We start from the raw sequence: 18,014 nt of genomic DNA on the forward strand, positions 1-18,014 counted from the left end.
TCAACTAATCTTATTAGATACAGGAAAGCAGCCCCCGGAAAAACCGGTGGTTGCCAACCTGAGGATTACATCGTAAGTTTCCATTTACTTAACAAAACAACTAATTGATCGAAAACTTACGACGCCGAGAAATCCAGACGTAACCAAGGGTCTAAAGCAGCATTAGAATCATTCCTAAGACTGCAATCAATAATTGATTAGCGGTATTCTCATTCGTTTGAGGTAACTTCTTTTGAGCATTAACCTGGTTACCACTTACCATTGACTGTGGATTTGACATGGTTGACGTTGGCGTTGTCAAACCAGTCGTAGCCGCAGTATTTGGTTGAGTGATCACCGGACGAGAGCCATTACCATTTCCACGATTCTCGTTAGTTCCAGTTTGGTTATTGGACTGGCCATTATTATTTGATGGCGTTGAAGGGGATTGGCTGTTCCCTCCAACATGATTACCTGTTGAAGGGACTTGGTTAGTTCCTCCGTTATTAGAACCCGTCGAGCCATTTGGTTCATCAGGAACAGTCACCGTTCCGCCGGGGTTAACCGGTGAAACTGGAGAAACTGGAGATCCTGGGAACTTATTGGTCACGGTCTTCTGGTTACCACCAAAAATGATGGGAATCAATCCAGCCACCGCACCAATTCCAATAATTGGAATCAGTAGTGGAATTAAAATCGAAAGAATCAATGGAATACCAATGATGATTGGTAGTAATCCAATTAGTCCATTAAGGATTGGCAGTCCCAGCAGAACAATTGGCAGAACCAATAACTTCGGTACTATGATTGGCAGGATTACTGGAAGTAATGCCACCAATAAAATCGGTAACAGAATTGGGAGAAGCGCAGCTAATAATAGTGGAATTATCATTGGCATGATAATTGGAACAATTATTGGTACGATAATGACTTTATTTCCGCCGAGCAACAACTGAATCAATCCTGGCAAGATTGAGCCGAGAAGTTTAAGCAGATTATTGCCATTCCCAATCGTATTTAGAATACTCATTAGAGGAATCAATGCTAACAACAGTGGTAAGCCATTGAAGTTAATATTGATGTTAATATTATGATTCTTATTCCCGTTCAATAATCCACCGAGAAGGCTTCCGAGTAAGCCACCGACAAATGGAAGCAAGAAGCTCTTCAGCATATTTCCGAACTGTCCAATCACACCTGTCAACAATTTGTTGCCAAGTTGAAGAAGCAACCCGAAGATAATCAGTGGTAAGGCTAAGCCCTTAATTAGGGAGTTAGCGCTATTCTTAACCAGGTTGTAACCCAGTAAGAATCCAATATTTAAAACGAGAATAGTTTGTGCAATTGCACCAATTGTCTTCAACAGATTATCAAGCCAGGCAGGAACTTTGATGGTTGGAATCAAGTTGGCTAATAGTGATAAGCCAACCAGTACAACACCAAATGAAACGATACCCATTAAGTTCTTAATCAACTGTGAAAGACCACTCTTAAGTGAATCACTTACCGTTGAAATAGCGGACTCAATTGCGTTGATAAGCTGGATTAAACCAGTATTGAAGCCATCAAGAACATTCTTGAGAATTAAGTTAAATAATCCGGAAACAATGTTCTTACCAATATTGAACAAAGTGGTGATTAGTGCAAACAATACAGATCCAATTCCAGAAATAAATCCTGGAATGAACTTCAAGAGACTAACGAGATCGACTATGTGAGTCAACAAACGACCCAGAAGCCATCCTGGAAGACCAAGGATGATCGCGTTGAGAATTGTCAGTGGATAAGTCAATCCCTTACCCAAACCGGTAATGATATTACCGATCAATGTTGGCAATCCCTTGAAAATCACTTGAAGTGGGAACGAAGCGAGCTTAAAGAAGAAGTTAATCACATTTCCAATTGTCTTAGAAATCTGCTCACCAAATTGTTTAAGCCCATTGGCGATGAGCCAAATTGGTGCAGTGACGGCAAATGTTAGGAGGTTCTTCAGCATGCCGTTAATACCGCTAATGGCGTTAGCAACAAATTTCTTAAGTGAATTTACCGTCATGACAGCTTGAAGGAGACCACCAATGATTAATGGAACAACTGTGTCAAATACCTTAAAGAACAATGCGTTCTTAACCAGTAAGTTGATAAACTGAAGTGGTTTAATTCCAAATAACATTAACGGCAGAATCAAGCCGAATGTGAACAGCTGACCTAACCCTTTCATCAAGCCGCGGGCAATCACTGTCACAAGTCCAGATAAGATAAATGTCTTAAATAGATTTTGTAAGAGTGAACGACCGTTGCTTAACAAGTTGCCAATTCCAGATAAGATAATCGCTGGCAGCCATTGAAGCAGGCTGTTGCCTAACAATGCCAATGGAACGGCAGTGATTAAGCGACCCAGTCGAATACCAGGTAATGACAACAACAGGAGTGGTAAGAAGTTCAGTGGTAAAAGCAACGTCAAGCCGATGCCAACAAGACCATTGACAAGTAGCGGCAAAACGATGTTATTCATCAACCAATTGAACGGGCCGACAACAACTTGCTGGTTAACTTGTCGTAAGAACCCAAGAACACCAAGTGCTCCAGGCACAATGGCAAATCCAGTAAGCAGATCGCCCAAATGTTTAATTCCGCGAATAAAGAAGGTAAACGTTGAACCGATCTTCATTAATCCCTGAACGATTCCCTTGAGAACCTTAGGAACGATTTGACCCGCATTCCACATCTTTCTTACGTTGGAAATAAACGATCCAATGGCATTAAGTGGATTGCTGCCGTTTATGATGAATAATAAGCCGGCAATGTTGAGTAATAATTTACCAAGCAACCTTGAAACCAAGTGCGTGATAATCATGACTACTCCAGAAATCAGGTGGGATACAATTGAGCCTAATGCAAGGCCAATCCCCCAAATGATCTGCAATCCTTTAAATACGGTGTTAACTGCATTGACAATATTCTTCAATATGCCATTCAGTTTGTTTTGAGATTTAATTGTATCAATGACTGTCTTCAAACCACCAACAAGTGCAGTGATTGGACTCAACAGGAGATTCAGAAGCTTCAATCCAAAGAAGGCAACAATTGGTACAAGATTGTTAATTAATAAATCAAGAACGGGTTTGATGAATAAGTTGTACGGCAAGCCCAGAACTGCAAGGCCCGCTGGAATTAATCCACCAAGAAGCATTGCGCCCCTGAACAGTCCACCCAATGGATTGATAATATCCGGCAAGGCGAGAACTGCGAGCTTAATCAATTGACCGAACCCATTGAAGAAGTTCTTGAACAGGTTTGGAACAAATGAGAATACCGACTTGATTCCATTGATCACTAACTGTTTCAAGCCTTGGAATACCCCTGATAAGCCTGTCTTCAGCAAGTTAAATGCCAAATCTGTCAATCCTTTGGTTAAAAGACCAATGAGCGCCAGCGGCATTAACAAGCTGCCAAGCAAACCGGCAGTAATACCAAGTGCCAAACGACCGAGATCGTTCATCAAGTCTTGGGCAATGTTTGAAAGCCCGTTGAGACTATTAATCAGTGAAGCAATCATCTTAGGAACCTGCTTCAATGCTAACAACCAGTTAAATGGGAAGATTGGCAGAAGCAATGCACCAAGGCCCTTAAGAAGTGAAGCAACCGCAGAAATGCCTTCAACAAGTGCTTTGATACCATCAAGCGCAAATGTAGATAATGGACCTAAGAGATCCTTCAAGACATTTCCCATCTTCTCAAGCACGTTAAGCAGTGGATGCTGACCGTTAAAGAGATCCTTTAAAACATTGATCAATTCGATTAAAGGCCAAGTAATCAGTGCCAACGGCAAGAGAAGCAATTTCGTCAAGTCAAGAATACCGTTGAGTAAGAGCTGTCCAACTAAGCTAATTAAATCAGGAATGACCTGAGCCAATGACTTCATGTGTGCGATGATTAATGGAATTAACATTGTGATTCCAGCAATTAACGGCAGAACAAGCAAAGTAAGTGGACTCAGCAAAAGTGATGCAATTAAGCCAGTAACGGCAGCGATAATTGGGATGATAAGCCCAACAACCGGCATCAAGAGCAGACGAACAACGGTTTGAGCAGCACTTGCAAGAGTGGCAAATATTGTGAATGGCAAAGCCACGTTCTTAATAAAGTCACCGAGCAGCTTCAATGGATTGAGATCATTTAAGAAATCAAAGGTATTTCGAAGCAGTGCAAGTGCTTCCTTAACAACCCCAACCCTTCGTAAAACATTCAGTGCAGGAATAATTAAGTTAACTAAATTCAAGACAGCTTTGATGACGTTGCCAATAAACTTGGCAAGCTGGCTGACGGTGAGAATCAAGCCAACAATTCCAGCGCCGATGAGCGGAATAATCAGACCGGTAATTGGACTAAACAGATTTAACAATCCAAGAATTCCAAATCCGATGAGGTTTGCAATCGTGGTAATTGGTGAAACAAGTAAACGACCGAGTGAACTAATGATCGTTCCAGGAATTGAGAATAACAATCCTGTGGTGATATTTTAAACCAATGACCATACCCCAGCTAATACTTTGTTAAGAAAATCATTAAGCTTCAAAACTTGTTGCAAGATCCATACCGGCAATGTGACTAATCCGCCGATTAACCCCTTCGGAAGCCCAACAATGATGTTCACAACAAGTCTGAACAAGCTGTTAAGCAAGTTATTTCCAAGGAATTTTTCGAAGAGTGTCACACCCAACCCGGCTAGGAAGGATGCAGCTCGATTAAATAGACTGAGCAATGGATTAATGATTCCAGCAATTAACAATGCTGGTAAGACAAGTGGCAATGCAACCAAACCAATTGGCAGCAGGTTAATCAAAATTCCAAGTGGGATCAAGATTAAGCCTGGCAGGCCAAGTGACAAGAGCATTGACAAGCCAATCACTGCTGAGAATGTTAGTGGAACAGCTGTCATGATAAAGATAGCGTAGTTCAGCAATGCAAACATTCCCGGAACCCAGGTCCCAACAATCATCCAAATAATGTCGACAATCAAGGCGACAATCCAGCCGATAATTGGAATCAAGCCAATCCAATTTGCCATCGCCCAAATTGGATTCTCCATGATCAGGTAGTAAATAAACAATTCAATTGGGAATACTGATCCTAACCAACTTTGTGCAATCATAAAGATTCCGGCAAGGAAGGCTGGAATATAAGCAACACCCAATACGTCAAAGCTAATGGCGGCTAAAATAGCAGCCAGTGGATTTGCAATAAATCCGGCAATCAAGGCAAAGCGTAAACTACCAACAATTCCAGGTAATGCAAGCAAGGTAGCAATTAAGTCACCTGATAACATCAATGGAAGTGTAATCAAGGTAATTCCCACCCCAAGGAAGGCAGCCATTGGTAAGAGTACCCAGTAGCTTAAGAATGATGGTACGTTAATACCAATATTCAAGACTTCTTGGAGGAAGATGACGATGGCGCCAATTCCGACCACGATGAAGACAACAAATGCCAAAGCAAGGATGGATGGAATTGCATTGAGGACATACAATCCAATTAATCCGATTAACAGCCATTTTGCGTTAAACAATGCAAGACCGGCTAATAATCCGACACCTGGAATCAGGCTGATAACATTAACGTTGAGTCTGAACAGATCCATCACCCCAAAACTAAGCAGTGCAAGCAATGGAAGTGCCAGATAAGCGTAATTCGTGATGTTCTGGAACAGACTATTCAGTGGGTTCAACCAGTTTGTGAACGAACCTTGGAAGAAGAACAATGTGGCAGGAATGAAGATGCCGCTTAATTCCCAGTACAAGATTGGTTGAACAAACATGGTGTAAACCATGATGATAAATCCTTCGAAATCAGCAATTGGGTTAACAGCAAGTGATAATCCGATTGGGCCTAAGAACCAGGTCCAAACAATGTTGACTCCGATACCATAGATGGTGCCAAGCACAAGTCTGGCAATTCCTAGTGCAATGGCTGGTAATGCAAGGATCCCCAGCAAAACAGCACCACCGATTAGAAGAATTGGCAAACCAAGCAAGCCGATTAGACCAAGTGACAAGAATTCTGCCGCTCCGATAACCGTTGAGAATGTCAGTGGAACCTGCGTCATGATAAAGATGGCGTAGTTCAGTAGCGCAAACATTCCCGGTACCCAGGTACCAACGATCATCCAAATCACATCAACGATTAAGGCAACAATCCAACCAATGATTGGGAACAGGCCAATCCAGTTAGCGAGACCCCAGATTGGGTTTTCCATAATCACGTAGTAAATCGCTAATTCAATTGGGAATACTGACTTTAACCAGCTTTGGGCAATCATGAAGGTTCCGGCAAGGAATGCTGGAAGCGATGCTAACCCAATGACACCAAAGTTAAAGGCAGCTAAGATGGCGGCCAGCGGGTTGACGAGCAATCCACTAATCAAGCCAAGCCCCAAGTTGTTAACGATAAACGGCAATCCGATCAGAACTGCCAGGAAGTCAGCAACGAGCATGGATGGCAAGGTAATCAGGATAATCCCGACAGCCAGCATCGCAGCCATTGGTAAGAGTACCCAGTAGCTCAAGAATGATGGAACGTTAATTCCAAGGTTAAGAACTTCTTGAAGCACAATGACAATCGCACCAATTCCGACGACGATGAAGACAATGAATGCTCCCGCGAGGACGGATGGAATGGCGTTGATGACAAACAGTGCAATCAAGCCGATTAACCCTAACTTGGCAAGTGTCAAAGCGATGAAGCCGATCAATCCAAGGCCTGGGAACAAGTTCAACGAAAGCATTGAAAGACGGAGGCCATCGATGGCAGCAAGACCAAGTAATGCAAGAATTGGTAATGCAAATTTAGCAAAGAAGGTAATTCCTTGATAGAGATATCTTAATGGATTCAACCAGTTCATGAACGCACCAGCAAAGAATAAGAACGTTACCGGAACGGTCAGGCCTGCAAATGCAATGTAGAACGCTGGCTGAGTAAACATGGTATAGAGCATGATGATAAATCCGATTGCATCAGCAGTTGGATTAACCATAAGGTCTAAAGCAATTGGTCCAAGGAACCAAGTAAAGATGATAAGAGCAGCGATCCCGTGAACGAGTCCAAAGATTGCTTTACCGACTGATTGAATAATGCTTGGTATAGCTAACAATCCAAGAAGAATTGCGCCGCCAATCAGCAAAATTGGAGCAGCCAAGATTCCCAAAAGTCCAAGGGAAAGCAATAAGGAAACGCCGGTAATCATTGAAAATACCATCGGAATGGTTGTTAGAGCCCAGATCGAGTAGTTCAAGAATGACATCATTCCTGGTACCCAAACGCCCACGATCATCCATAAGATGTCAACGATCAAAGCAACAATCCAACCAATTATTGGAATCAGGCCAATCCAGTTAGCCATTGCCCAAATTGGATTGTTCATAACGAGATAATAGAGGAATTCCGCCATTGGGAAGACTGATGAAAGCCAGCTTTGGGCAATCATAAAGGTTCCAATGAAGAATGCCGGGATGGCAGCAACTCCGAGAATTCCGAAGGTCAAAGCAGCTAAGACTGCAGCCAGTGGATTTGCTAAGAATGATTCAAGTAGTCCAAGACCAAGGTTGCCAACAATGAATGGTAATCCAATGAGAGTTGCCAACAAGTCGCCTACCAACATCGACGGCAGTGTGATAAGAGTAATAACAACCCCTAGCACAGCAGCCATTGGTAAGAGTACCCAGTAACTCAAGAATGACGGAACGTTAATGCCAATGTTCAAGACTTCTTGAAGGACGATGACAATTGCACCAATTCCCACAAGCAAGAAGACAATCGCACCTAATGCAAGAATTGAAGGAATGACGTTAATCACGTAGATCGCGATTAAGGCAATCAGTCCAACAATCCCATTAAACAGACCAAGACCAGCTAATAATCCCATGCCAGGTATCACACTGACGAGGAGATCCGAAATTTGAAGGCCAATAACCGCTCCGAAACTGAGGAGTAAGATTGCTGGCAATGCAAATTTGGCAAAAGCAGTTAAGCCTTGGAACAAGATTCTCAGTGGGTTCAACCAATTCAAGAACATTCCAGCAAAGAGTAATCCAGTAACTGGAATACTAATTGCACCGAATACCCAGTAAAGAAGTGGTTGTTCAAACATCGTGTAAACTTGAATGACGTACCCCATGAAGTCGGCAATTGGATTAACTGCTAAATCAAGTGCGATCGGTCCTAAGAACCAAACGAAGATGATGTTAACAGCAATTCCATAAATTAGGCTACCAATTAAACCGGCAACCGTCTTGATAATACTTGGAATTGCAAGTACACCAAGTAGAATTGCACCGCCAATTAAATTGATAGGCAGGAAGAGTAATCCAGTAAGCCCTAACGACAACATGAGTGAAACCCCAACAATCGCAGAGAACGTCGTTGGAACGGCTGTTGCGATAAAGATTGCGTAATTCAGGAGAGCAAACATACCAGGTACCCAAGTACCCACGATCATCCAGATTACATCAACGATTAAGGCAACAATCCAACCAATGATTGGGAACAGGCCAATCCAGTTAGCCATTTCCCAAATTGGGTTCTGCATAATCAGGTAGTAAATAAACAATTCAGCTGGGAACACTGATGAAAGCCAAGTTTGAGCAATCATAAATGATCCGGCAAGGAATGCTGGAATTGAAGCAGCTCCAAGAATGCCGAAGTTAAATGCAGCAATTGCTGCGGCAAGTGGATTTGCAACAAAGGCAGTTAATAGTCCAAGTCCCAAATTGTTAACAATAAATGGTAATGCCAACCAAGTGATATTGAAGTCATCCCGAAGCATCAGTGATAATGTAACCAAAATCGCAGTAACTGCTAAGATAACTGCCATTGGTAGCAATACCCAGTAGCTAAGGTATGATGGTACGTTAATACCAATATTTAATACTTCTTGAAGCACGATGACAATCGCACCAATGCCAACAACGATAAAGACAATTGCGGCTCCGGCGAGCATTGACGGAATCGTGTTGATAACGTACGCAACAACTAGGCCAATTAAGGCTAATTTAGCAAGACCTAAAGTCAGAACGGAGATCAATCCAACTCCTGGAATGATGCTGATAAGACCAGCTGATAACTGAAGCCCATCAATTGCCAAAATTCCAAGTACTGCAAGGACTGGCAATGCCAATTTGGCAAAGGCTGAGATTCCGCTAAAGATATCCTTCAGTGGATTGAGCCAATTGATAAACATCCCGTTAAACAGCAGGATAGTTGCGGGGATTAAGAAAATCCCAAATGCGTAGTAGAGAACTGGTTGGGTGAACATGGTGTACAGCATGATGATAAATCCAACAAAGTCAGCAAGTGAATCAACCGCTAACTTAAGAGCCAACGGTCCTAAGAACCAGTTGAAGACAATATTGACACCAACGCCATATAACAAGTCAGGCAGCATTTGCAAACCGTAACGAATGACGATTGGAAGTGCGATTAGTCCAAGAACCACTGCAGCACCAATGAGGAGAATCGGCAATAATAATAAGCCATTAATCCCCGTTGCTAAGAGCAATGACACGCCGATGATCGCCGAGAAGTCCAACGGAACTGCGGTCAAAATGAAGAGTGTATAGTTCAAGATCGCAAAGATTCCAGGAATCCAGGTTCCAACAGCCATCCAGAGAATATCGTCAACTAATGCAGCAAGCCAACCGATAATCGGGAATAACCCAGCCCATTGACCAAGTTCCCAGATAGGATTTTCCATAATGAGATAGTAGAGGAACAAACTAAATGGGAAAATATCAGCCAGCCAGGTTTGCCCAACCATGAATGCTCCGGCGATAAATGCAACAATGGACGCTGCACCGATCACTCCGAAGACAATGTTACCTAATAGACCGGCAATTGGGTTGGCAACAAATGCAGCTAATAAGCCAACTGATAGGTTACCGACAATCAATGGTAACTGAGTTAAGACAGCAATTGCATCAAAGGCAAGCATCAGTGTCAAGAACATCAGGATGCCAGCAACACCAAGGATTGCAGCTAATGGCAATAAGATCCAATAACTCAAATAAGAAGGTACGCCAATACCAAGATTTAAGAATTCTTGGAGGAAGATAACAACTGCCCCAACTGCAACAAGCCCAACGACAATTAACCATCCATAGATAATCGATGGAACTGTATTTAAGACAAACTGAGCAACTAATGCAACCAAACCAATCTCAGCAGCGGTTAATGCAAGCCAGGCAATTAAGCCTGAGCCTGGAATTAAGCTTACAACGACTGATAACTTCAAAAGCTCGATGGCAATAAAGCTACCAAGTCCCAGTCCGATCAGGGACCAGATACCAAAGTCAGAAATGGTTTGGAAAATAAATCGTAGTGGATTCAACCAGTTTGCAAACATGCCAACAAAGAAGAATAACGTCAATGGAACGGTTATCACTCCGAAGACAATGTATAGAGCTGGTTGAACAAACATGGTGTAAATCATGATGATGAAGCCAACGAAGTCAGTCATTGGATCAACAGCAAGGTTCAAAAGAATCGGTGCTAAGAACCAAATCCAAACAATATTGGCTGTCAAACCAATCAAAAGTGTTGGCAGCATAATGGCCAATAAACCACCTAAGATTGGTGCAAGTGCTTTGATAATTCCACCGATGAAGTTGAGAATTCCCTTAACTACTTGACCGGCCAACAAACCGAGTAGCACGGAGTTGACATTGTTAATGAGACCTTCAACTAACGTAAGTGGTAATTCAACAAAAGCAGCAAGTAACGCCAGCGGTACGGTAATTCCGTTAATAACTGGAATTAACGCAGTCAACAACCCAATCAAGATTGCTGGAATAATTCCCAACAACTTGAGGGCGCCAAACAAACCGCCATTGGTTAATAATCTAATCAATCCAGTAATTGCACCGCCAATAAGGGCTGGAATTAAGTTAAGGGCAATGCCGTTAAAGATCTTCAAAGGTAATTTAGCTAAGTCCAATAACCCTTTAATAGCTAGGTTAATAAGACCAAGCAATGGAAGACCAACTAGCAGACTGATGCCGCCGCCGATCAAAGCTAAAGCACCAAATGCCAATAAGGTGATAATTCCGTTCTTAAGGAAGTTCAAAACTGCAGTGATTGGAGAAAGTAGTAATTTAAGAACATTGTTAGCTAATCCAAAGACTGAAAGGATTCCAGCAATGCCAAGAATCAGATTCAATCCTGGGATAAGCCCGGGTAATGCCAATAAGATCAATCCAAGAAGTGGGTTGTTCTTCAACAAGTCACCCAACACACGAATTCCTAGCAAAATATTCGGAATCGCAATTGAAAGAATCAAGCCAATCGCACCGAAGATAAGTGGCAAAGCCAGGTTGTTCAAAGCTTTGAGACCCAGTCCAAGAATTCCTGTAATCATTTGTTGCAACAATACAAGCGGAAGTAATAATAATTGGGCTAATCCACCTGCAAGTAAGCTAATAATGACCGCCCCAATGAACTTAGCAATGATTGTTGGAATTGTTAATAACAATTGAGCAATCTTCACAATGTTCAAAACGTTAGTCAAAAGATCCAGTGGCAGTGCAATTAACTTAGCAAGCAATGAGCCCACAGTTAATGCAAGCAGAAGACCAGCAAGCAACAAGTGGCCGGGGACAGGCAGAATTGCGGTGACAATGGTTGCCAACGCATTCAGCAATGTCGGCAGTGCTGCGATAGCTTTAACCGCAAAATTCAAGATATTCAAGAATCCGAGGATAAAGTCCATCACTAAGCGGTTACCAATCTTAAGTAACCCAACAAAGAAGTTTAAGGTTAAGACGGCAGCCAATGAGAATGCTTGAACGCCAAGGGTAACAAATTGTGATACCACGGCGGGCAAAGCAATCAAAGCAATCGTAATAATTGATACCAAACCGTTTAACAAAATGCTGGAAATAAGTGTCAGACCCAGTCCCAACAAACCGTTAATAACCAACAGACCGATGATTGATAAAATCAAACCACCGATTGTCAGCGGTAAGGTTACCAAGAAGAACTTCGCTAATTGAAGAAGTGTCTTGATGACGCTACCGGCAAGGTTGAATCCACCAAGAACCAGTAAGCCAAGAAGACCAGTCCCAAGGGCAAACAGTGTATCTTTGATGAACGTTGAGATGGCGTTTGCACCAAATGACAGTAATGCCTTCAGTAAGGTTGACGGTAAGGAAGTCAAAGCATTCCAGATCGTCTTGATGAGTCCTGAACCAAGTTTACCAAGTAAGCCAAAGATCGCTTGTGGCAATGCTAATAAAATAGTTGAGAAGAGTGCCAGCTTGCGAACGATGTTAAGAGCAGGGATTCCAAGCCAAAGTGGTAAGGTTAATCCACTCAATATCAATTGGCCGACGATGGCAATTGTGTTCAAGATGGTGGTGATAAATGACGTCAATCTAAGTCCGGCACCTAACAATAATGCAGCAATCAATGGGAAGATTAATGACATTAAGTTGGTAAGACCGAACAAGTTACCGGCTAAATTAATCAGGAATGCTGGAATTGCCAGCAAATTGGCAAGCAACAATCCGGCGTTCAACAACAGTGGAACACCAAACAAGAATAAGCCAATTGGGCCCTGAGTAATCACGCCGTTAAGTAAACTGACGATGTTCATTAATGTTCCAATAGCAAGTGCTGGCAACCAGCTGATCAAATCATTTGCAATCTGAACGATTGGGTTCAAGAAGAACAGCAAAATCAACCGGCCAATCGACCCAGTGAGCCCGCCCAAGAAGATTAATGGTGTTGCAATCAGCAGATTGAATGCCAAGACTGCAAGTCCGGCCAAAGTGCCGATGATATCAGGAACGATATTGTTAAGGATTCCACTAAAGATCATAGCCGGAATATCCAGTAACAAACCAAGTAAGCCGGTAATTCCCTTGAAGTGGAACAACCCTTTCAACAAGTTCGAGATAGTATTAAAGAGACCATTATTAATTAATTTAATAAGGTTGTTGAATCCTTTTGCAATTAGTTTAACCACGAACGCAACAAATTGTGGCAGCATAAAGTTGTTCACAAACATCTTGTTGACGGTCTTGATCAAATCACCAATGACACTCAGTGGACCAAACCCAAATAAGGTGTTGAAGATCGAACTAAGCAAAGTTGGGATAATGGTCAAGGCAACTAATAACAAATGAGTGTTAATAACTGATTTAACAGCTGAAACAATTGTTCCAAGGACATTTTTAATCGCATCAAATACCCATTTGAGTTGTGAGCCCAGTGCAATAATGACTGGGAGAACAACTGGTGTGAGTGCCAGCCACTTCAAACCAAATGGCAAGATCAGTCCTAAGATAGCAGAACCAATCAATTCAAGTGGCAAAAGCAACAGTGGCAATCCGAATGAGATCAAGCCATTAAAGAGCGTTGACAAAGCATTCTTCAAAAGTGAACCGATAACTGCAACTGAACCAGCCAATAATGCCGGAACCCAGCTGAGTAAACTGTTCCCCAAAAGAAGCAGTGGCAAGTTAATAATCGATGAAACGATGTTATTCAATCCTGTTCCTAACAACATCGCAATTGGCAGGCCAAGCAATCCAGTTATGACAGGTAATGCCAGACCGGTACCAATTACGGCAATTGCAGGTAACAGTAAATTTGCGATACTTGGTACTAAGATGTTCGTCAAAATAGTGAGCGGTAAACTCAATATTGCCAATATTGGTGACGTCAAAATCTTAATACCAGTAATCGCTGGTATTATAAACAACAATCCGTTAAGGAGTGCCGCACCGTTAACAACGGGGCTGACAACGGTCTTAATGACCTGTTGAATTTGACTTTCAATATTAGTAACAACATTAGCGGCTAAAGAACTAACTTTAGCGACGAGTTCAGCCGTTCCCGTAACCAAGTCGCGGAACAAACGGTTAGCAATGTTGATAACAACGAATGGGAGGCCACCTAAAGCGATCGTCACTGGTAACGTAACCAGTGTCAAAGCACCAACTACCAGACGAACGAACAGTGGTCCAAGAGTTGTCGAAACCAGGCTACCTGTTTTATTAATAGCCTTTGTAACTGTTGTAGCTACTGTAGTAGCAATTGCTGTTAATGGAGCAGCAATGAAGATCACATTAATAAATTGTTTCAAGGTATTCAGGCCTGCTTTAATATTGTCAAAGAATTTCTTCAAGGCCCAACCAGCAAGTGGAATGAGTGCTAAGAAAGCCATGGCAATCTTAATCAGGGTTGGTGCAATAATGAACGCTGGGATGATTGCTCCCAAAGCAAGTGCTTGAATGACGTTTTTTGCACCCTGAATAAATTTGTTAATCGCTGATGTGGCGGAACTAAACAACTGACGACCAAGGATTGTCAAAATCAAAGTGACAAGCGAAGCGCCAATCGCAAATCCGGCCAAAAACGGCACGTTTGCTAAACCAGTGCCAAGGTTCAAAAGATTTCCTGTGAGAACTGAGACAGCCAGTGCTGATACAGCCGAGAAAATGGTATTCAACAGGTTAGCAACAGGGCTAACGACTGCTGAAACGATTCCCAGTAATGGCGCAGCAAAGGCTAGATGACCAAGAACAGACATTGTTACAGCGGTTGCCGTAATTGAGCCGATGATGAAGCCAGTAATCAAGGTTCCAAGATTTGCAATGGCAGAAACGGCATTCGCAATGTTACTAATCGTCTTGAGAATTGTTGGAAGAACTGCAGCGGCGATAACACCGGCAGCAACTGCGGTACCAAACATCGTGGTTCCAAGGGCGATTGCACCGCCAATGGTTCCAAGGGTTCCTAAAGTACCGATTGTTCCAATAATGTTTCCAATAGTGACAACAGTTCCGATGGTTGCGACAGCATCAATGACTGGCTTGGCAATCAGTAAACCACCAATAATCAGTGGTGCGTTAATGATCATTCCAGTAACAGTTAGCATGGCTGGGATAACGATTAATGGCACGATAAACGGAACTGCTTTCAAGGCAACGTTAACAATTGACTTAGTAACTTTAACAATGTTTGAAACTGTTGAAACAGTTGAAGCGACGATCGAACCAACAACCGGAATGGCAGCTAGAGCACCAATCGTTGAAATAGCAATAAAAGTACCAATTAATCCAGGGAGAACTGACAATGGATTAAAGACATTCACAACGTTCGTAATCGGATTTCCGCCAATGTTGAAGATATTGGCAAGACTGAACATTGATGAACTGCCGGTATTTGAAGCGGTACTTTGACTTTGTTGTTCCTTGCTGGATTCTTGAAGATTCTTATAGTAATCAGAATTTTGAAGAATATCTGAATCAACAGCATCATCGAACATTCCTGGTGTTGCTGATGATCCAAGTGACTTAAGTAATTGTGGCATTGTCGCGGTCAACGATGCTGGATTAGTTGCATCCGCTTGACCATTGATTGTTACCAACGCTGTGTTACCTGTAGTCAAAGGAATCTTGTAGTTCCATACCTGATTGTCGTTTGCTCCGGCAACTGCCATCTTCTTGGCGATGTCATTCAAAATCCAAGGATAATCCTTGACGATTTCGCCTTGTTCAGTGGTGTTGGCCCATGAGCCAGTCTGGTCTGCAACTTGAGATTTGATATTATCAAAAATCTGAGTTCCTTGTGAATCTTCAGAAGTTGTCGAAGATGTTTGATCACTGCCGTTTGACTGGTCAGCTGCAAGCTTTGCATAAGTTGCTTCTGGATCGCTTGCGGTTGGAGTCGGTGCGGTTGTGTATGATGAAGTATCCACAGAACCATTATCTTTACTGAAAATGGTTGAGTCTACAACGGTCTTATAAGCATCACTGGTAGAAGCATTTTTTAAATTGTTCTGCTCAGTTTGAAGATCCTTGTAGTATTGTGACTGCTTCAAAATATCAACATCAACTGCTTCATCAAACATCCCGGTCTTCGATGAACTCCCCAAGGATTTCAACAATGCTGGCATGGATGCAAGTAATGTTCCCTCATCAGCCTTCGCAGTGCTCGAGCGGCCGTCAATTGTGACGAGTGCCGTCTTGCCGGAAGTCAAAGGAACCGCATACTTCCAAACTTGACCTTTAGTATCTTGGTTAGCTGCCATCTTTGAGGCGATATCTTTAAGAATCCAAGGATAGGATTTGATGATTTCGCCCTGTTCGTTGGTCGTAGCCCAAGCGGATGTTTGATCTGAAACATTATTCTTGACTGCGTTGTAAATGGCCTCACCTTGAGAGTTTTGATCTGAGGTATTGGCTGCAGTCGAAGTAGTTTGATCATCAGCAGCTGCATTCACCGTTCCAGTGGAATTGGCTTGGGCAGTTGTTGGTGTCGTACTCGATTGACTACTTTGGTTAGAAGTAGTTGTATTCGAATCTGTGGTAGTCGAAGTCGTCTGATCATCAGCAGCTGCGTTCACCGTTCCAGTGGAATTAGCTTGAGCAGTTGTTGGTGTTGTGCTCGATTGACTACTTTGGTTATTTGAAGAAGTTGTAGTGGTCGTTTGAACCCCACTATTTGTTGCGGTTTCAGATGCCTGCCCATTGGTTGAAGTTGTCGTGGTCTGTTGACTAGCGTACTTGTTATATGTCGTCTGTGGATCACTGGCAGCTGGAACTGGGGTTGAAACATAACCTTTTGTCGTTGAACCCTGCTTGATTTGGGTCCGTGATAAAACGGCGTTGTATGCATCTGAAGCATTGACATTTTGCTGCTGAGATTGAGAAATTGAACCATCACTATTCGTGGTGACGTTCGATTGATCATTGGCAGCAGCTTGCGTATCTGCAGAAGAAGTCGTTGTTGCATCTGATGCCTGAGTCGTCGTCTGATTGGAATTCGTAGAAGTTGATTGAGCAGTTTGTGCTTGATCAGACGAAGAATTGGTATCAGTTGTGGTCGTCTGTGCAGGAGTGGTCGTCTGAGTCGTTGATGACTCAGAAGCTTTACTTGCTTGCGGCTGATTTGCTTCAGTCGAAGTAGTTGAAACCGTGCCCGCAGTGGACGATTTTGCAACAGCTTTGCCTTGTGTACTTACGTAACTCTGGTGACCAGAGTTGTTTGCTGAAGAGCTGGTATAACTTTGTCGACTTGCAGTTGTCGCGGTACTGTCACCTCTTTGAGCTTCTTGGCTCTTAGTACTGCTTTGCTGACTTGTAGCCGCATAGTTGTTAGATGCTGTTTGACTCGTTGCAGCCTGCTGCGTGTTAGCTGTGGTACCTTGCGTACTTTGACTGGTTGTTGCTTGTTGCTGAGTCGAAGTATTATTGGTACTTTGCTGGTTGGTAGCATTCTGTTGAGTGCCAGTATTTGAAGAACCAGTCTTGTGAGCTCGAGCGGCTAATTTAAATGAATGAATCTGATCATTGCTAATAGCCACTTTATGGTTATCGAAGAATCCTTTGACTTTGGTCGTCATTTTCTTATTCTTGGTTGGGATCGCATATGCTTGTCCGTACAACCCGGAATTTAATGACTTCTTGAAAGTCAGAATCAATTCGTGATCACTCACCCGTTTATAAGAGAATGGTAACGACTTTTGATAACTTGCTCTCAAATTCTTCAAGTTAACATTCTTACTACTAAATTTGAAGTGAATCTGATCACCCTTCTTGAAGTAGTTGGCGCTGGTAGGCTTTAAGGAAACTTTCAACACTGGTACTTTGTGCGAATACTTGACGGAAGCATCAATTGCACGTTGGCTCTTACGTTTTGGCGTAAATGCCTGATGAACTGACTTGTCTCCCTCGGGTTTCTTCGCGTTAGTAGCAGCGTGAGCATTTAACTCATTGCCTAACATCACCTGAACAGAAGAATTAGCAAACAGCGGTGACATCAAGATGACTGTCGAAATGCCAGCCACCAAACGTAAGCCACGCTTGCTGTTCTTTTTCATGGCGGATATGTTTCACATCCTTTCCTCTAAATCAGAACCTGTAACTTGAAAATTCATGTGACAATTTTGTATCGAATCATCAATACTTAATTATCATGCCCCCTTTATGTAACTCTGCCTGTTGCATGATTGAAATCTGCAAATTGATTCACCTTGACGA

The 18,014-nt window shown here is 42.6% G+C and carries 2 protein-coding genes; both read right to left on the minus strand.

Going from position 1 to position 18,014, the window contains the following annotated elements; translation table 11 throughout:
• Positions 1-151: 151 nt before the first annotated feature.
• On the minus strand, positions 152-4,381 hold the full coding sequence (locus LPKJCM_RS02145; protein ID WP_153188452.1) for a phage tail family protein: 4,230 nt from the start codon (positions 4,379-4,381) through the stop codon (positions 152-154).
• 117 nt (positions 4,382-4,498) lie between these two features.
• Positions 4,499-17,854 (minus strand): hypothetical protein, encoded by a 13,356-nt coding sequence (locus LPKJCM_RS02150; RefSeq protein ID WP_057961617.1) that lies wholly within the window; start codon positions 17,852-17,854, stop codon positions 4,499-4,501.
• Between the last annotated feature and the right edge of the window lie 160 nt (positions 17,855-18,014).

Source organism: Lentilactobacillus parakefiri (assembly GCF_002157585.1).
In the GTDB taxonomy this organism is placed as follows: Bacteria; Bacillota; Bacilli; order Lactobacillales; family Lactobacillaceae; genus Lentilactobacillus; species Lentilactobacillus parakefiri.

Excerpts from the sequence above, each read along its gene's own strand:
- LPKJCM_RS02150 (WP_057961617.1), bottom strand. The coding sequence starts at position 17,854 with ATGAAAAAGAACAGCAAGCGTGGCTTACGTTTGGTGGCTGGCATTTCG.